Origin of the sequence: Halomonas sp. GD1P12, assembly GCF_025725645.1 — a bacterium.
Lineage (GTDB): Bacteria > Pseudomonadota > Gammaproteobacteria > Pseudomonadales > Halomonadaceae > Vreelandella.
On the sequence record NZ_CP107007.1, the window covers coordinates 3,518,705 to 3,536,487 of the forward strand.

Here is a 17,783-nt window from a genome sequence, read left to right on the forward strand (position 1 = left end):
GTGCGCGCCGGTCATAAAAACCGTCACAACACGTCTTTATAAAAACAAACTACCTCCGAGGTTTCCATGAACAAGCTTCTCTCCTCCAGGCCCGCGCTGTCATGGGCGGCGGCACTGCCTCTTGCGCTACTCTCATCCATAGCGTTTGCCGAGTGCGAACGTGGCGACCTCGACGCCATTTACTGCGATGAAAATGGCGACATGGTCGCCGACCGCCCCGCCGATGAGTCCGAATGGGCCAACCCGGACACGCTGATTTTCGCCTATACCCCGGTCGAGGATCCGGCCATCTATTCCGATATCTGGCAGCCCTTCATTGAGCACTTGTCCGAGGTGACCGGGCGCGACGTGCGCTTTTTCGCCGTGCAGTCCAACGCCGCCCAGGTCGAGGCAATGCGCAGCGGCCGGCTCCATATCGCCGGCTTCTCGACCGGCCCCACGCCCTTTGCCGTCAACCTGGCCGGTGCGGTGCCATTTGCGCTGATGGGCTCCGACGACGGCCAGTTCGGCTACACCCTTCAGCTGTTTACCCACGTTGACTCCGACATCGAAACCGTCGAGGATCTCAAGGGCAAGCGCGTTGCGCACACCTCACCGACCTCCAACTCTGGCAACCTCGCCCCTCGGGCGCTTCTGCCCGAGCTCGGCGTCACTCCGGACGAGGATTACGAGGTCGTCTACTCCGGCAGCCATGACCAGTCGATGCTCGGCGTGGTGGCGCGCGATTATGACGCCGCCCCGGTGGCCTCGGAAGTGGTCGAGCGCATGGCCGCCCGCGGACTCTACGATGAGGAGGACGTACGCCTGATTTATGAGTCCGACCGTTTCCCCACCACCTCCTACAATTACGCCTACAACCTGCACCCGGATCTGGTCGAAAAGATCGAAGAGGCATTTTTCAGCTTCGACTTCGCCGGCACCGAGCTTGGCGAGGAGTTCGACGGCGTCGAGAAGTTCATCCCGATCAACTACAAGGATAACTGGCAGGTGATTCGCACCATCCAGGCCGCCAACGGCGTGACCTATACGCCCGAGAATATGGAAGAGTAAATCGCACTGCGCCTCAAGGCGCGGTTTGCTGGCTGCCGATGGAAGCGACAACATGCTGGAAATCAAGAATCTGGTCAAACGCTATGGCCACAGCGAGCCCGTGCTCAAGGGGCTCGATCTCAAGGTCGAAGGTAACAGCGTGGTGTCCATCGTGGGCGCCTCGGGCGCGGGCAAAAGCACGATGCTGCGCTGTATCAACCGACTGGTGGAGCCGACGTCGGGGTCCATCACGCTCAACGGGGTCGAGCTCGTCCACCTCAAGGGCGCCGAGCTCAGACGTGCCCGGCGCAAAATCGGTATGGTCTTTCAGGGCTTCAACCTGCTCGACCGGCTAACGGTGATGGAGAACGTGCTGGCCGGGCGGCTTGGCTACGTCAATCTGTTTCAGGCCATCTCCAGACGCTACCCGCAGGGGGATATCGACCGCGCCTTTCATCTGATGGAGCGCGTGGGGATCGCCCACTACGCCAACAAGCGCGCCGACGAGCTCTCCGGCGGCGAGCGTCAGCGCGTCGGCGTGGTGCGTGCACTGATGCAGGAACCGGACGTGCTGCTGGCAGACGAACCGACCGCCTCACTCGACCCGCGTACGTCCGAACAGATCATGGTGCTGTTGCAAAGCCTGGCGAGTGAGCTTTCGCTGCCGGTGCTGATCAACATCCACAATGTCGCCCAGGCCAAAACCTATACCGAGCGTATCGTGGGGCTTCGCCACGGCAAGATGATCTTCGATGGGGCTCCGGCGGCGTTCGACAAGGACGCACTCGACGAGATCTATGGCGGCATCGAGGCGCCGGACGGCGATATCACCGCAGATTCCGAGGCCCCGGAGGCGACGCATGACGCCCACTGAGTCCTCGCCACCACGCCGGTGGAAAAAACCGCCGTTCATCGCTAACCCGTTGGTACGCTACGGCCTTTTGATCGTCGCCGCCGCGTATCTGATATGGGCGTTTGGTTCGCTGCCGTTCAACTGGGCGCGCATCAGCGAAGGCGTACCGCGGGCAGCGCGCATCTTCAGCGGTGGCTTTCCGCCCAACTTCGACCGCTTCGAGCTGCTGGTGACCGGCTTCAAGGAGAGCTTCCAGATCGCGATTCTGGCCACGCTGCTGGGCGTTTTGCTCTCGATTCCTTTCGCCGTGATGGCGGCGCGCAATATCGCTCCGATGCCGATCTATCTGGTCGGGCGCGCGATCATCATCGTATCCCGCAGTTTTCACCCGGTGATCGTGGCGATTCTGTTCGTCGCCGCGGTGGGCTTTGGGCCGCTGGCGGGCATTTTGACGCTGACGCTCTACTCGATCGGCTTCGTCGGCAAGCTGTTGGCCGAAGAGATCGAAGAGATCGACTGGGGCCAGGTCGAGGCAATGCGCGCCGCGGGGGCGGGCTACCTGGCCACGCTCTTCTACGCCGTGTTCCCGCAAATACTGCCGCGCCAGATCGGGCTTTCCATGTATCAGCTCGACAGCAACCTGCGCGCCTCCGCCGTGGTCGGTATCGTCGGCGCCGGCGGTATCGGCGGCACGCTGATGAACGCCTTCGGACGCTACGACTACGACTTCGCCTTCGCGATTCTTTTAGTGATCATCGCGGTGATCCTGTTGAGTGAAGGTATCAGCGGCTGGGTGAGGAAAAAGATATGGTAGATCACGCCGAACAACTCGCCGACCGCGTCTGGCAACGTTTCGATCGCAAGGAGCGCCTGATTCGCTACGCGGTGCTGCTCGCCACCTTGATGCTCGTGGTCTGGGCGCTGAGCGATATCGATATTTTCTGGCCTTGGGTGTGGGACGCGCCCAATCAGATCTCCGGGCTGGCGGCGCGCATGTGGCCGCCGAGCCCGGCGGGCTTTGCCAACATCGTAAGCGCTTTGCTCGAAACCGTGCACATCGCCACGCTCGCCACTTTCCTCACCATCTTTCTCGCGCTGCCGGTGGCCTATATCGCCGCGCAGAACACCACACCCAACCGGGCGTGCCTGTGGCTTGGGCGCTTCATTCTGGTCTCGAGCCGCTCGGTGAATACGATCATCTGGGCGCTGCTGTTCGTGGCCATTTTCGGCCCCGGGGTGCTGGCGGGCATTCTCGCCATCGTGTTTCGCTCGATCGGCTTCATCGGCAAGCTGATGGGCGAGGCGATCGAGGAAATCGACCGGCGCCCGGTCGAGGCGATGGAGGCGACCGGCGCCTCGAAAGCCAAGGTGATCGCCTACGCTATCGTGCCCCAGGTAATGCCGGCGTTTTTCGCCATCGTCATTCTGCGCTGGGATATCAATATTCGAGAATCCACCGTGCTGGGGCTGGTGGGCGCCGGCGGCATCGGCGTGATCCTCCAGGGCGCGATCGATACCTTCGCCTGGCCGACGGTTGCAACGATTCTGCTGGCGATCATCGTGCTCGTGCTGATTGGGGAGGCGCTTACGAGTATCTTGAGGCGCAAGGTGCTTTAACGCGGCCAGCGGTTGACCGAACGTCGATCGCTTGCCATGTTTAATCAACCACTAACGACACGGAGGACGTTTGATCATGCCAACTTACATTGTGGTGGCCGACGCAGGACGCGCGCGCATCTTCACCCATGCCGCGAACAAGCTCACCGAGAAAGAGAGCCTGGTGCACGCCGAAGGGCAAATGCACGAAGGCGACCTGGTGACCGATAGCCCCGGGGCGGACGTACATACTGGCTCACAAGGCTCTGCCCGCTCTTCCGCCGAAGGCGGCGAGGCGCTCGAGCACGAAAACGAGATGTTTGCCAAGCAGGTCGTGCAATACCTGTTCGACGCCCGCACGAGCAACAAGATGGACGAGCTGATCCTGATCGCCGCGCCGAAGTTTCTGGGTCTTCTGCGCGACAAGCTCGACAAGCCGACGCAGAAGCTGGTGACGCATACGCTCTCCAAGGATTACACCAAGGCTTCGAGCGATGAGATCGAAGAGGCGATCAAGAAGCTCTGATCCTGCCGGGCGTCGCCCCAGTTAAAAATCAACTCATGTTAAGGCCGCTCCTGCCGATAACCAATGCGCTGCTTTTATTGGAAAAAGTAGTGTCATCTGTTCATCGATCAAGAGAGCGGCCATGCTATCCTCCCTACGAACCCGTATTCTGCTCGCCGCGTTGGCAGCGATCATCGCGGCATTGACCCTCAATGGCTTTGCCAGCTACTGGACCGTCAAGGGCCACAACGACGAGCAGATCCATCGCCATCTCGATGCCGCCCTGAAGGGCAACGCCCAAGCACTGAGAGAGTGGGTGGCCGCCCGTAATCGTCTGGTTGCCTCACTGCCCACCGTCGTTGAAAGCGCCGACCCGCTGGCGGCACTCCAGCAGCTTCAGACCGCTGGCGACTTCATGACCACCTACGTTGCCTACGCGTCGTCGAAACCGCCGGTCTTTTCCGACGGCTGGCAGCCGCCGGCGGATTACGACCCGCGCCAGCGCCCCTGGTACCAGCAGGCCGTCGAGGCTGGCACCACTATCGTGACGTCCCCCTATCTGGACATGATCTCCGGCGAGCTGGTGGTTTCCTTCATTCACCCCTACTACGCCGACGGCGATAGCGGCCGACTGCTGGGCGTCATCGGCGGCGATATCGGTATCGAAGACGTGGTGGGTATCGTTACCGGCATTCAGCCGACGCCGTCGAGCTTCGCCTTTTTGGTCACCGACGACGGCACCATCGCGGCGCATCCGGACAGCGCGCTGGCGCTCGAGCCTTCGACCGTACTGAGCGAGCAGCTCGACCCCGCCTTTCTAAAGAACCTGGAGAGCAACAACACGCCGACGCCGCTAGTGCTCGACCAGCGCGAAAAACTGCTGATGGGGCGCGACGTCGGGCTTGGCAGCGGTTGGGAGCTGGTGGTCGCCATGGATGAGCAGGAAGCGACCGCGGGCCTTCGCGCCATCGCCTTCTCGTCACTGGCCACGCTCATCATCGTGGCGGTGCTGACCGCGCTCGGCCTTGGCGTGCTGCTTTCGCTGTTGCTGCGCCCGCTCAAGGGCGTCGGCCACGCGATGGACAACATCGCCTCCGGCGACGGCGATCTGACCCAGCGCCTGCCGGCCACGGGCAAGGACGAGATCGCCCGCATCGCCGGCGCCTTCAACCGTTTTGCGGACAAGATGGAAACGGTGCTGATCGACGTGCGCACCAGCAGTGAAACCGTGCACCACGCCGCCAGCGAGATCGCGCTGGGCGGACAGGATCTTTCACGGCGCACCGACCAGACCGCCGCGAGCCTGCAGCAGACCTCGGCCTCCATCGAGCAGATCAACAGCACCGTCGGCCAAACCGCCGCCTCGTCAAAGGAGGCCAACGCGCTCTCCCAGGCCGCCTCCGAAGTCGCCCATCGGGGCCATGAGGATGTCTCCCGGGTCGTCTCGACCATGGAGGAGATCACCCGCGCGTCTGACCGCATCGGTGAAATCGTGACACTGATGGACGGCATCGCCTTCCAGACCAACCTGCTCGCACTCAACGCCTCGGTCGAGGCGGCGCGGGCCGGCGAGCACGGCCGCGGTTTCGCGGTGGTCGCCGAAGAGGTTCGCCAGCTGGCCCGACGTAGCAGCGACGCGGCCAACGATATCAAACGCGTCATCGAGGACTCCCAGGCCAGGGTGCATAGCGGTACAACGCTGGTTCGCAACGCCGGCGACACCATGCAGGAGATCGTGACCAACAGCGCGCGCATCACCGACGTCCTTGCTGAAATCACCGCCGCCACCAGCGAGCAAAGCGATGGTATTCAGCAGGTCAATATCGCGGTGAACGATCTCGACCGCATGACCCAGGAGAACGCCGCCATGGTCGAGGAGTCGACCACCGCCGCCGAGCAGCTAAAAGAGCAGGCCGATCACCTGGCCCGCACGATCGCAAGCTTCACCCTCTCGGCCACCACGCCGGCCCTCGGCTCGACGCGCCAGACCGCCGCCCTCCCCGCCGCTCCGTCACAGCCCGCGTTCTAAAAAACGCCGCTCCCGGCTTGCCCGCGGCGCTCTCGACCCTGACGGTCGGTGAGCGCCGCATTTGATCCAAAGACGACGCCCCAAGCGCCGGCCGCGACAGCCGTGCGCTTTTTTGCCGCGAAGCCACGTCGGTATGTCAAGAAGATGCTTTTCATGCCGATATTCCTGTTAACGCCCGACTGTTTCGTTGACGTCGCTTTTTAATGGCGCCGCGCGCGTAGTGGCTTTTCCATCAGGCATAAGGACTCGAACATGCACTTCAAATCGCTTCGCACGCTGATCGCGACCCTGGCCGGTAGCGCTATTTTGCTGGTCGTGGCGGCGCTGGTGGTGTATTCGCTGATCGCCAACGCACGCACCCAGGCGCTGGTGGAGGAGCAAACCGAAACGCTGCTCGAACAAAACGCCGCAGCGCGGCTCGAGGCGCTCGCCTCGGCGCATACCGAAGAGATCAAGCGCGAGCTCGATCATGCGCTGACGCTGGCAACGAATCTTGCCAATCTCAACGCCATGCTGGGGGAAGTGGATGAGGCTGGCCGGCCGCTTTTGTATCTCAGCCGCCGGGAGTTTTCGGTGCTGATTCGCCAAACGGTGGTCGACAACCCCGAACTGCTCGATGCCTTCGTTGGCTGGGAGCCGGACGCCTTTGGTCTCGATGCGCGCTTTATCGGTCGCGAGGATCAGGGGTTCGGACCGGACGGCCGCTTCACGCCCTGGTGGTATCGCACCGAAAGCGGCGCCATCGAGGTGCTCGCGCTGGGCCAGGATATGGAAAACGAAGCGCTTGGCGACGACGGGATTCGCCGAGGCGAGTATTACCTCTGCACGCGGGAAACGCAGCGCACCTGCGTGGTCGACCCGCACTGGTACGATTACAACGGCGACAACCTGCTGGTGACCTCCTTCAACGCGCCCATCATGGTCGATGGCGAGTTCCGTGGCAGCGCCGGCGTCGATCTGTCGGTCGCGTTCATTCAAGGCCTGCTGGAAGAGGCCAATCAATCGCTTTACGATGGTGCAGGTGAAATGCTGCTGGTGGCAGGCCAAGGGGCTTTGGCCGCCCATACCGGCGCGGCAGAGCTTTTGGGCCGCGGCGTCGACACACTGCCCGCCTCGCTTCAAGGCGCTATCGCCCAAGCCCAGCAGGGCGAGCGCATCAACCAGACCAACACCGACGAGGGCATGTTCGAGCTCTATACGCCCTTCAGCGTCGATGGCAGCGGCCGCCCCTGGGTGATGGTGATTCGTCTACCGCAGAGCGCGGTCATGGCGGGACTTGAGAACTTACAGTCACAGCTTGCCGACCGAGGCCAGGCCTCCATGTGGGGCATGCTCCTCGTCGGCCTTTTGATTGCCCTGGCGGGTCTGCTGGCCAGCTGGCTGTTGGGCAGCCGCATCGCCCGGCCGCTGCGCTACCTGGCCGACCGGATGCGCGACATCGCTTCCGGTAACGGGGATTTGACCCAGCGCCTGCCGGTGCGCGGACGCAACGAAAGCGCTGAGCTCGCGATCCAGTTCAATGCCTTCGCCGACAAGATCCACGACGTGCTGGTGGATGTGCGTGCCAGCAGCGAATCGGTCCACCACGCCGCCAACGAGATCACTCAGGGCGGGCAGGATCTTTCCCGACGCACCGATCAGGCGGCGTCCAGCCTGCAGCAGACCTCGACCGCCATGGAAGAGATCAGCAGCACCGTGGGCCATACCACCAGCGCCTCGAAAGAGGCCAGCGGACTGTCGCACACCGCCGCCGAACTCGCCACGCGCACCAACGGCGCCTTCAGCCAGGTAGTGACGACGATGGACGAGATTCGCACGACCTCCGATGAGATCCAGAGCATCGTCAAGGTGATCGACGGCATCGCCTTCCAGACCAACCTGCTGGCGCTGAACGCCTCGGTCGAGGCGGCGCGGGCCGGCGAGCATGGCCGCGGCTTTGCCGTCGTGGCCGAAGAGGTGCGCATGCTCGCCCGGCGCAGCAGCGAGGCGGCGGCGGACATTCGCCAGCGTATCGGCGCCTCGGTGAACAAGGTCGAAAGCGGCACGCAGCTCGTGCGTGAAGCCGAAAGCGCCATGCACGAACTGGCCGAGAGCGTCTCTCGCGTCAACCAGATGCTGGGCGACATCAGCACCGCCGCCGGCGAGCAGAACGACGGCATCGGTCAGGTCAGTATCGCGGTCAACGACCTGGATCAGATGACCCAGCAAAACGCCGCGCTGGTCGAGGAGTCCACCACCGCCGCCGAGCAGCTGAAGGAGCAGGCGGAGCGACTGGCCGAGCTGGTGGGCGGGTTCACGCTGGAAGGCGATTCAAGCCGCTCCCAGCTATCGCTATCCGATCCCGCCAAGACCCGCAGTTAGAAGGCAGGCGGCGCTTTAACACTCGGGCGCCGCCACTGGCTTTACCCCTCCCCCACAGAGTATGGGCCTTCTCGAAAGAGCGACGGCCCGTGTCCTTGCGCATGCGTTAAAAAAGGGTTTCCCCTCTCAAGTCACGAGCGCGCAGGTCGATAGGAGAGAGCTCTCTACGTATAACGCACTCTTATCCTGCCTTTCCCTAACTGGCGAGAACCCAATGCCTTACTCCTTCGAATCGCACGTAGCCCCGCCTTCGCCACATCCACTACCCGCTACCAGTCAGGACGCCTGATATGAAATTCAAATCCGTGCGTACTCTCATCGCACTGCTGGTCGGTGGCTGTATTCTGCTCGTCATCACCGCGCTGGTCTTCTACTCGCTGGTCTCCGACAAGCGCTCCAACCGTCTGGTTGAACGTGAGACCAGGGCGCTTCTCGAGCGCAATATCGAAGCGCGCCTGGACGCCATCGCGGGCGAGCAAGCCGAGCGTATCAAGGGCCAACTGGAACACGCCCTGTCACTGAGCGAAGGCTTGGCGCGAACCAATGCCCTGATGGGCCAGACCGATGAGTCCGGGCGCCCGTCTCTGAATCTGAGTCGCCGCGAGCTCTCGCAGGCAATACGCCAGACCGCCATCGATAATCCTGAACTACTGGGTACTTACATTGGCTGGGCGCCTGATGCGTTCGGTCGCGATGAGGTATTCGAGGGGCGCGAGGGCATGGGTTACGGCGCAGACGGTCGTTTTCGGCCGCTCTGGTATCGCGATGAAAGCGGCAATGTCGTGGTCATCCCGCTCGATGAGTCAATGGAGAGCGCAGCGCTCCAGCCAAGCGGCGTACGTGAAGGGGAGTTCTACCTGTGCCCTCGCGATACGCTGGCCATCTGTATCGTGGATCCCATATCCTACGACTATGATGGTCAGGTAGAGCTGGTGACCTCATTCAGCACACCGGTGCTGGTCGACGGCGAATTTCGCGGCGCCGCCGGTGTCGACGTGTCGGTCAACTTCATTCAGTCCATGCTCAACGACGCCAATCAATCGCTTTACGATGGCGCGGGCGAAATGGCGCTGGTGGCCTCGGGCGGCACATTGACAGCGCACACTGCCCGGGAAGACGCACTGGGCCAGCCAGGTAGTGACGTACTCGATACCTCGGTACAAACGTATATCCAAAGCGCCCAACGTGGTGAAGCGGTTCGCCATCACGATACCGAGCAGGACGTGATCGAACTCTACTGGCCTTTCACCATTGGCGACACCGGCACGCCTTGGGTGCTGGTATTGCGCCTGCCGGACAGCGCCGTCATGGCTGGGCTTTACACGCTGCAGCAAGAACTGAGTGACGAAGACCAGGCTTCCATGTGGGGGATGATTCTCATGGGCCTGGTCGTCGCCTTGGTAGGGCTGCTGGTCAGTTGGTTGCTGGGTAACAGTATCTCCCGCCCGCTGCGCCATCTCGCTGACCGGATGCGCGACATCGCTTCGGGAGAAGGCGATTTGACTCAGCGGCTGCCGGTCAATGGGCGAAACGAAACGGCGGAGCTTGCAATTCAGTTCAACGCCTTCGCCGACAAGATTCACGACGTGCTGGTGGATGTGCGCGCCAGCAGCGAATCGGTCCACCACGCCGCCAACGAGATCACTCAGGGCGGGCAGGATCTTTCCCGACGCACCGATCAGGCGGCGTCCAGCCTGCAGCAGACCTCGACCGCCATGGAAGAGATCAGCAGCACTGTGGGCCATACCACCAGCGCCTCGAAAGAGGCCAGCGGACTGTCGCACACCGCCGCCGAACTCGCCACGCGCACCAACGGCGCCTTCAGCCAGGTAGTGACGACGATGGACGAGATTCGCACGACCTCCGATGAGATCCAGAGCATCGTCAAGGTGATCGACGGCATCGCCTTTCAGACCAACCTGCTGGCGCTGAACGCCTCGGTCGAGGCGGCGCGAGCCGGCGAGCATGGCCGCGGCTTTGCCGTCGTGGCCGAAGAGGTGCGCATGCTCGCCCGGCGCAGCAGCGAGGCGGCGGCGGACATTCGCCAGCGTATCGGCGCCTCGGTGGACAAGGTCGAAAGCGGCACGCAGCTCGTGCGCGAGGCCGAAAGCGCCATGCACGAACTGGCCGAGAGCGTCTCTCGCGTCAACCAGATGCTGGGCGATATCAGCACCGCCGCCGGCGAGCAGAACGACGGCATCGGTCAGGTCAGTATCGCGGTCAACGACCTGGATCAGATGACCCAGCAAAACGCCGCGCTGGTCGAGGAGTCCACCACCGCTGCCGAGCAGCTGAAGGAGCAGGCGGAGCGGCTGGCCGAGCTGGTGGGCGGGTTCACACTCGACACTTCCGCTGCGCCCTCCAATCGCCTGCCCTCCCCGCCGCGAGGCTAATCACTCGCATCACGCCCTGACATGCGCCGGCCAGCATCCTTGAGGCTCGCCGGCGCACGTGTTCAAACCGCCCGGTCTCGGCGCTTACTCCTCCCCTCCAGAACCTCCATTGCCACTAAAGTCTTACTCTCCAGGGCCGATAGTGGAGCAGCCATGAATGACTTGGCTCACGACACAGACTGCCTCCCCTTAAAGTGAGAATTGGATGCTTACGTCCCTGCGCATGCGCATTTTGCTCGTCACGCTGACGATTATTACCCTGGCGCTGCTGATCAACGCAGCAGTCAGCTACGTTACTCTGAAAACGCACGGTGATCGCCAAATAAGCGAGCAACTGACAGCGACTTCCAGCGACAACGCATCGGTCATCGAAGAGTGGGTGAGCGCCCGCATTGCCATGATGGAAGCGGCGCGCTCGCAGGTTGTTGCGCCAGACCCTACCACCTCGCTCATTCAGCTCGCCGACTCCGGTGGCTTTTTAAGCGCCTATATGGGCCTTCCCGACGGTGGCCTGATCTCATCGGATGGCTGGATTCCCGGGAATGACTTCGACGCGCGCCAGCGCGGCTGGTATCAAAGCGCCGTCGCCCAGGACACCACTATCGTCTCGCTTCCCTACCAGGACTCCAACAGCGGCCAACTCGTGGTTGCTTTCGCAACGCCGGTCAAACAAAACGGTCGGCTGTTCGGCGTGATCGGCGGCGACGTTCCAATCGATCAGCTCGTCAGCCGTGTTAACGCGATCCAGCCCACACCGTCGAGCTTCGCCTTTCTCAGTAGCGCCGGCGAGACCCTCATTGCCCACCCAGACCAGGCGCTGGCGCTAGCGCCGCTCGAGCGCGTAAGCCCGGCGCTCACCCCGGCACTGATCGGCCGCCTGAGCGAGACTCAAAACCGTTGGGAAGGCGTCGAGGTGCAGGGCGATACCAAGCGCATCGTTGTTACCCCCATCGCCGGCACCGACTGGGAGCTTGGCGTGGCGCTCGACGAGCACGAGGCCACCGCCGGACTGCGCGCAACGCTTCACTCTGCGCTTCTGACGCTGCTGATCGTGCTGGGCGTGACGGCGCTTTTGGTCGGACTATGGCTCAAGCGCACGCTGGCAGGGCTCGAGCGCGCCCGCGATGCCTTGAACGATATCGCCAGCGGCGAAGGCGATTTGACTCGGCGCCTGACCGTCGCCGGCAAGGATGAAGTCGCTCAGATCAGCGACGCCTTCAACCGCTTCGTCGACAAGATGGAGCACGTGCTGATCGACGTGCGCGCCAGCAGCGATGCGGTGCATCATGCCGCTAACGAAATCGCCTCCGGCGGCCAGGACCTTTCACGGCGCACTGACAATACCGCGGCGAGCCTGCAGCAAACCTCCGCCTCCATCGAGGAGATCACCAGTACCGTCCAGCACACGGCGTCTTCGGCCCAGGAGGCCAGCCAGCTTTCCCGGAACGCCTCGGAAGTGGCGGGTCACGGTGGCGAAGTAATGGGCAGCGTGGTCACCACCATGGAGGAGATCACTCAGGCCTCGGAGAAGATCGGCGAGATTGTCAACTTGATGAACAGCATCTCGTTTCAGACCAATTTGCTGGCACTCAACGCCTCGGTGGAAGCGGCACGGGCCGGCGAGCACGGCCGCGGCTTTGCGGTGGTGGCCGAAGAGGTGCGCAACCTGGCCCGGCGCAGCAGCGACGCGGCCAACGACATTCAGACGCTGATCGAGGATTCCCAGGGCAAGGTCAATAGCGGCACCTCCCTGGTGCAAAGCGCCGGCCACACCATGGCGGAGATCGTTTCGCACATCACCCGCGTCACTGACGTACTCGAGGAGATCGAGGCGGCCACCAGCGAGCAAAGCGAAGGCATCAAGCAGGTCAACGTCGCGGTGGCGGATCTGGATCGCATGACCCAGGAGAACGCCGCGCTGGTCGAGGAGTCCACCACCGCCGCCGAGCAGTTGAAGGAGCAGTCCGGCCAGCTGGCCACGGTGATTGGACGCTTCAAGGTCTCAAACCCCAGCTCCAGCGCCCCGGCCCGAGCGCCCGCTTTGACCAAAGCGCCGCAGCCGGTGGCATCGACACCGCGCCTGGCGACGACCTCCTCCACCTAGGGTGACTGGGACGAGTTTTAAGGCGGCCTTACGGCACCGGCGGCAGTTCGATATCGTCACTTCGGCTGGCACCGGCGGTCATCTCACGACACAGGCGCAGAAACTCGCGCACGCCGGTGGTCAGGTACTTGTGCCGGTGCCAGATGAAGGTGAACTGGCGCTTGAGATCCAATTCCGGGGTGGGCAGCGCGACCAGGCTGCCACGCCGGAAGGCGTCGCGCAGGGCAAGGCGTGAGACACAGCCAATGCCAAGGCCCGACTCCACCGCGCGCTTGATGCCTTCGGTATGTTCGAGCTCGAGAAGCGTATTGAAGCGGCTTCGGCGATGACGGGCCGCGTGTTCGAGCGTCATGCGCGTGCCGGAGCCCTCCTCGCGCATGATCCAGTCCTCGCGTAAAAGCTGCTCGAGTTCCAGATGCTTGCGCCCGGCAAGCGGGTGGCGCGGCGAGCAGAACACGCAAAGCTCATCCTCGACCCAGGGTTGGCTGACGATCATCTCGTCGTCGCACTGGCCTTCGATCAGGCCCAAATCCAGTGAGTGCTGGCGCACGCCTTCAATGATATGGCGCGTATTGCGCACCGCTAGCCGTACTCGACTGCCCGGATAGCGCTGCATGAAATCGCTGATCAAAAGCGTGGCCAGATAGTTGCCGATGGTCAGCGTCGCCCCCACCTCGAGCGCGCCTACGCCCTTCTGGCCGCGCAGTAGCTCCTCGACCTCCTCGGCGCGGTCGAGCAGCGCGACCGCCTTGGGCAACAGCTGAAACCCTAACGCGTTGAGCTTGAGCCGCTTGCCGAGTCGGTCGAGCAGCTGGCAGTCGAACTGGCGCTCGAGCTCGGTCAGCGCCGTGCTGGTGGCGGATTGCGACATGGCGAGCGCGCGCGCCGCCTGGGAGACGCTTTCGTGCTGGGCGACGGCCACAAACACCTCGAGCTGGCGCAACGTGTAGTGCATGACCCACCTATATCGATTTTGCAGATAATGTTTATCAGTATAATTGACTTAACAGATATGCCGCCACCGACTAGACTTTGCGGCATCATCATTCATCGCTTTTATTCTTTTATCGAATATTCAATGCGAATGCCTATCCATTGCCCGGCATTTGCGTCCAAGGAGTCATCATGAGCAAGTTTGCCCTGGAAGACGTGCTGAGCGTTCATCACTGGAACGATACGCTTTTTAGCTTTCGCACCACGCGCGAGCGCAGCCTGCGCTTCAAGACCGGCCAGTTCGTGATGATTGGCTTGGAGGTCAACGGCAAGCCCTTGATGCGCGCCTACTCCATCGCCAGCCCCAACTACGAGGATCACCTCGAGTTTTTCAGCATCAAGGTGCCGGATGGCCCGCTCACCTCGCGCCTGCAGCACCTCAAGGTGGGCGATCAGATCATGGTCAGCCGTAAGCCGACCGGGACACTCGTGTGCGACGACCTGCTGCCCGGGCGCAACCTCTATATGCTCTCTACCGGCACCGGCCTTGCGCCCTTCATGAGCCTGATTCAGGACCCGGAAGTGTACGAGCGTTACGAGAAGATCGTGTTGGTACACGGCGTGCGCGAAGTCTCCGAATTGGCCTACGCCGACTTCATCACCAAAGAGCTTCCCGCCCACGAATACCTGGGCGAGGAGGTTGCCGAAAAGCTCGTCTACTACCCGACGGTGACGCGCGAAGAGTTTCACACCATGGGCCGCCTGACCGATCATATTCGCAGCGGCAAGATTTTCGAGGATACGGGACTTGCGCCGATCGACCCGCGCCAGGACCGCGCGATGATCTGCGGAAGCCCGGCCATGCTCGACGATACCAGCGCTCTGCTCGACGAGCTCGGCATGAACATCTCACCGCGCATGGGCGAGCCCGGCGACTACGTGATCGAGCGCGCCTTCGTCGAGAAGTAATACCCCGATAAGGCCATTAAAAAGCCCCGCTAACTTTCCGGTTGGCGGGGCTTTTTGCAAGCGCCTGGCGAGCTTAAACTGCGTCTTTACCGGTTTCGCCGGTACGGATACGAATCACCTGCTCGAGCGGCATGACGAAGATCTTGCCGTCACCGATCTTGCCGGTGTTCGCCACCTGGGTGATCGCCTCGATCACCTGCTCGACCAGCTCGTCGTCCACGGCCACTTCGAGCTTCACCTTGGGCAGAAAGTCCACCACATACTCGGCGCCGCGGTACAGCTCGGTGTGCCCCTTCTGGCGGCCAAAGCCCTTCACTTCCGTCACGGTAATCCCCTGCACGCCGATGTCCGAGAGGGATTCGCGTACGTCATCAAGCTTGAACGGCTTGATAATGGCTGAGATAAGTTTCATTGCGACATCCTTTAACTGGGTGGCCCGTTATTATCCGGGTAAGCGAAGGTCATCATGGGCCCCACGCGCCCGCTCCCCTTAAGCATACACCGCTCTTGCCAGAGAATAAAAAAGCCTCCCACGAAGGGGAGGCTTGGGTCGCTGATCCGGGTCAAGCGTGCTTACTTCTTGACGCTGAACTCCGGGTAAGCTTCGAGGCCGCACTCGGCGATATCCACGCCTTCGTACTCTTCCTCTTCGCTGACGCGAATCCCCATGATGGCTTTCAGCACCAGCCACACGACCAGGCTTGCCACGAACACCCAACCGAAGATGCCCACGATTCCGATCAGCTGCGCGCCGAAGGAGGCCTCCGCGTTGGTGAAGGGCACCGCCAGTACGCCCCAGATCCCAACGGCGCCGTGTACCGAGATCGCACCGACCGGGTCGTCCAGCTTCACTTTATCCAGCGTAACGATGGCGGCGACGACGATCAAACCACCCACCGCGCCGATGATGGCCGCACCCAGCGCCGTGGGCGACAGCGGATCGGCGGTGATGGCGACGAGCCCGGCAAGCGCCCCGTTGAGCGCCATGGTGAGATCCGCCTTACGAAACCACAGCTTGGCCAGGATCAGCGCAGCGATCACGCCACCGGCGGCAGCGGCATTGGTGTTGACGAATACCTGAGCGACGTTATTGGCCGAGGCCACGTCGGACATCTTGAGCTCCGAGCCGCCGTTGAAACCGAACCAGCCCATCCACAGGATGAAGGTACCCAGGGTGGCCAGCGGCATGTTGGCGCCGGGAATGGCGTGAATGGCACCGTCCTTACCGTACTTGCCCTTACGCGGACCAAGAATCAGCACGCCTGCAAGCGCCGCCGCCGCACCTGCCATATGCACGATGCCGGAACCGGCGTAGTCGGAGTAGCCCACCTCGGCGAGCCAACCGCCGCCCCAGGTCCAGTAGCCGGACACCGGATAGATGAAGCCTGTCATCACCACGGCGAAGGCCAGAAACGCCCAGAGCTTCATGCGCTCGGCCACCGCACCGGAGACGATCGACATGGCCGTTGCCACAAAGACCACCTGGAAGAAGAAGTCGGAGCGCATGGAGTAGTAAGGCGCGTCTTCACCGCCGCCAAGCACCGCGTCCACGCTATTTTCAGCGCCCAGCAGCATGCCAAGGCTTGGCAAGAAGCCGCCTTCACCACTGGAGTACATGATGTAGTAGCCCACCAGTAGATACATGGTGCAAGCGATGGCGAACAGCGCAATGTTCTTGGTCAGGATTTCTGCAGTGTTCTTGGCACGTACCATGCCAGCCTCGAGCATCGAGAAGCCGGCGGCCATCCACATGACCAGCACGCCGCAGATCAAAAAGTAAAAGGTATCGAGCGCGTAGCTCAGATCGGTGACTTCGTTCATGAATCGTTCCCCGTGTTCCTGGCGTTATAGTGATTCGATCAAGACGTATCCAAATCCTGCAGGCTATACCGCGTCGGCGCCGCGCTCGCCGGTACGAATACGGATGACGTCCTCGAGCGGCGTGACGAAGACCTTACCGTCGCCGATCTTGCCGCTGTTCGCCGCGCTGCAGATGGCATCGAGCACACCGTCCAGGCGCGAGTCGTCGACCGCGACTTCCACCTTCACCTTGGGCAGAAAATCGACGACGTACTCGGCGCCCCGGTAGAGTTCGGTATGGCCCTTCTGACGCCCGAAGCCCTTGACCTCGGTCACCGTGATCCCCTGCACGCCGTTGTCGGCCAGTGCTTCACGAACGTCGTCGAGCTTGAACGGCTTGATGATAGCGGTGATGAGTTTCATCCCGGATCTCCCTGCTGGGTAAGTAGCGCTAAAATGAGCGGCGCTGGAATAAGTAGCGGCACTGCCGCCGACATTAATGCGATGCCTCGTTAATGCTCATACCGTGCCATTCACTAAAATTAACTAAAAAATCATAACTTTAAGCGACGCCTTAACGTAACGAGGCCGTTGCCCAGCGCGCCAAGGCGGTGCAGAGATAATTCACCGCACCATATAAGTGCGAATAGAAAAGCGCCTTGCCTTCTTTTGATGCATTGAAAAAGTCACTGCTTTCTCGTCTGCGAAACATGCGTATTTCGCTACGGTTGCGTATCCTTACTGCAAAGACGTACAGCGACACGTCGTTTACCTTCATGCGTTCCTCATCAGGAGAGAGTCATGGCGACCCAAGACCGTATTAGCCGCCTCGCCCAGCAAATCGGCGATCGTTTACAAAACGCTTCCCATGCGCCGGAAGACATTCAAAAAGGCGTGCAACAGGTCATGCGCGGTGCGTTTGATCGTATGGAGCTGGTCTCCCGCGAGGATTTCGACATTCTGATGGACGTGCTGCAGCGCACCCGCTCGCGGGTAGAAGCGCTGGAGCGTCAGGTGGCGAACCTGGAAGCCTCGATCGACGCAAGCCAGGCCGATAAGGCAACCCCCATGGAAGCCGAGGCCCAGTCCACTCCGGCGCCAAACGAGCCGGCCCAAAAAGCCGCCAAACCGCGCGCCTCGACCGCCAAGCCGGCCAAAGACTCGAAAGGCGCTACCGGCGCAGTCGACGACCTGGGCGAATAGGCCTTTAG

General features: G+C 62.0%; 16 protein-coding genes. 11 read left to right on the forward strand and 5 right to left on the reverse strand.

Translation table 11 applies throughout. From position 1 onward, the window contains the following. The first annotated feature begins 66 nt into the window (after window positions 1-66). The 9 genes from phnD to OCT39_RS16235 all read left to right on the forward strand — a co-directional run bounded on the left by phnD (window position 67) and on the right by OCT39_RS16235 (window position 12,870). Window positions 67-1,050, forward strand: a complete 984-nt coding sequence (gene phnD / locus OCT39_RS16195; protein ID WP_263585466.1) for a phosphate/phosphite/phosphonate ABC transporter substrate-binding protein — start codon at window positions 67-69, stop codon at window positions 1,048-1,050. A 52-nt stretch (window positions 1,051-1,102) separates the two neighbouring features. Next, the gene (gene phnC, locus OCT39_RS16200; RefSeq protein WP_263585467.1) at window positions 1,103-1,903 is read left to right on the forward strand and encodes a phosphonate ABC transporter ATP-binding protein; all 801 of its coding nucleotides are present in this window, start codon (window positions 1,103-1,105) and stop codon (window positions 1,901-1,903) included. Further along, a complete protein-coding gene (phnE, locus tag OCT39_RS16205; RefSeq protein WP_263585468.1) occupies window positions 1,890-2,696 on the forward strand; it encodes a phosphonate ABC transporter, permease protein PhnE in 807 nt (268 codons plus the stop codon). Before phnC ends, phnE (OCT39_RS16205) begins: the two co-directional genes overlap by 14 nt. Then, window positions 2,690-3,499 carry a phosphonate ABC transporter, permease protein PhnE gene (gene phnE, locus OCT39_RS16210; protein WP_263585469.1) on the forward strand — a complete coding sequence of 270 codons (810 nt, stop codon included), beginning with the start codon at window positions 2,690-2,692 and terminating at the stop codon, window positions 3,497-3,499. The genes phnE (OCT39_RS16205) and phnE (OCT39_RS16210) overlap by 7 nt, the downstream gene beginning before the upstream one ends. A 76-nt stretch (window positions 3,500-3,575) precedes the next feature. Then, window positions 3,576-4,004, forward strand: coding sequence for a host attachment protein (locus OCT39_RS16215; protein ID WP_263585470.1), 429 nt, complete (start codon window positions 3,576-3,578; stop codon window positions 4,002-4,004). A gap of 121 nt (window positions 4,005-4,125) precedes the next feature. Next, complete coding sequence (locus OCT39_RS16220) at window positions 4,126-6,012, forward strand: methyl-accepting chemotaxis protein (RefSeq protein ID WP_263585471.1); 1,887 nt, start codon at window positions 4,126-4,128, stop codon at window positions 6,010-6,012. A 252-nt stretch (window positions 6,013-6,264) separates the two neighbouring features. Further along, on the forward strand, window positions 6,265-8,373 hold the full coding sequence (locus tag OCT39_RS16225; RefSeq protein WP_263585472.1) for a methyl-accepting chemotaxis protein: 2,109 nt from the start codon (window positions 6,265-6,267) through the stop codon (window positions 8,371-8,373). A 290-nt stretch (window positions 8,374-8,663) separates the two neighbouring features. Further along, entirely contained in the window at window positions 8,664-10,766 is a 2,103-nt protein-coding gene (locus OCT39_RS16230) for a methyl-accepting chemotaxis protein (protein WP_263585473.1), read from the forward strand. Between the two features lie 205 nt (window positions 10,767-10,971). Beyond that, complete coding sequence (locus tag OCT39_RS16235; protein WP_263585474.1) at window positions 10,972-12,870, forward strand: methyl-accepting chemotaxis protein; 1,899 nt, start codon at window positions 10,972-10,974, stop codon at window positions 12,868-12,870. 28 nt (window positions 12,871-12,898) lie between these two features. Here the strand turns inward: OCT39_RS16235 and OCT39_RS16240 are convergent, their stop codons facing one another. After that, the gene (locus tag OCT39_RS16240; protein WP_263585475.1) at window positions 12,899-13,825 is read right to left on the reverse strand and encodes a LysR family transcriptional regulator; all 927 of its coding nucleotides are present in this window, start codon (window positions 13,823-13,825) and stop codon (window positions 12,899-12,901) included. A gap of 170 nt (window positions 13,826-13,995) precedes the next feature. Between OCT39_RS16240 and OCT39_RS16245 the strand changes: the two genes are divergently transcribed. After that, entirely contained in the window at window positions 13,996-14,772 is a 777-nt protein-coding gene (locus OCT39_RS16245) for a ferredoxin--NADP reductase (protein WP_263585476.1), read from the forward strand. A gap of 73 nt (window positions 14,773-14,845) precedes the next feature. On the opposite strand, the gene glnK is transcribed toward OCT39_RS16245, so the two are convergent. From glnK to OCT39_RS16265, 4 genes are all read right to left on the reverse strand, one after another. Continuing rightward, window positions 14,846-15,184, reverse strand: a complete 339-nt coding sequence (glnK, locus tag OCT39_RS16250) for a P-II family nitrogen regulator (protein WP_252108177.1) — start codon at window positions 15,182-15,184, stop codon at window positions 14,846-14,848. Between the two features lie 161 nt (window positions 15,185-15,345). Further along, window positions 15,346-16,593, reverse strand: coding sequence for an ammonium transporter (locus OCT39_RS16255; RefSeq protein ID WP_263585477.1), 1,248 nt, complete (start codon window positions 16,591-16,593; stop codon window positions 15,346-15,348). Between the two features lie 63 nt (window positions 16,594-16,656). After that, window positions 16,657-16,995 carry a P-II family nitrogen regulator gene (locus tag OCT39_RS16260; RefSeq protein ID WP_227389981.1) on the reverse strand — a complete coding sequence of 113 codons (339 nt, stop codon included), beginning with the start codon at window positions 16,993-16,995 and terminating at the stop codon, window positions 16,657-16,659. A 151-nt stretch (window positions 16,996-17,146) separates the two neighbouring features. Continuing rightward, window positions 17,147-17,350 (reverse strand): hypothetical protein, encoded by a 204-nt coding sequence (locus tag OCT39_RS16265; RefSeq protein WP_263585478.1) that lies wholly within the window; start codon window positions 17,348-17,350, stop codon window positions 17,147-17,149. A 23-nt stretch (window positions 17,351-17,373) separates the two neighbouring features. Between OCT39_RS16265 and OCT39_RS16270 the strand changes: the two genes are divergently transcribed. Further along, complete coding sequence (locus OCT39_RS16270) at window positions 17,374-17,775, forward strand: accessory factor UbiK family protein (RefSeq protein ID WP_263585479.1); 402 nt, start codon at window positions 17,374-17,376, stop codon at window positions 17,773-17,775. Window positions 17,776-17,783: the final 8 nt, after the last annotated feature.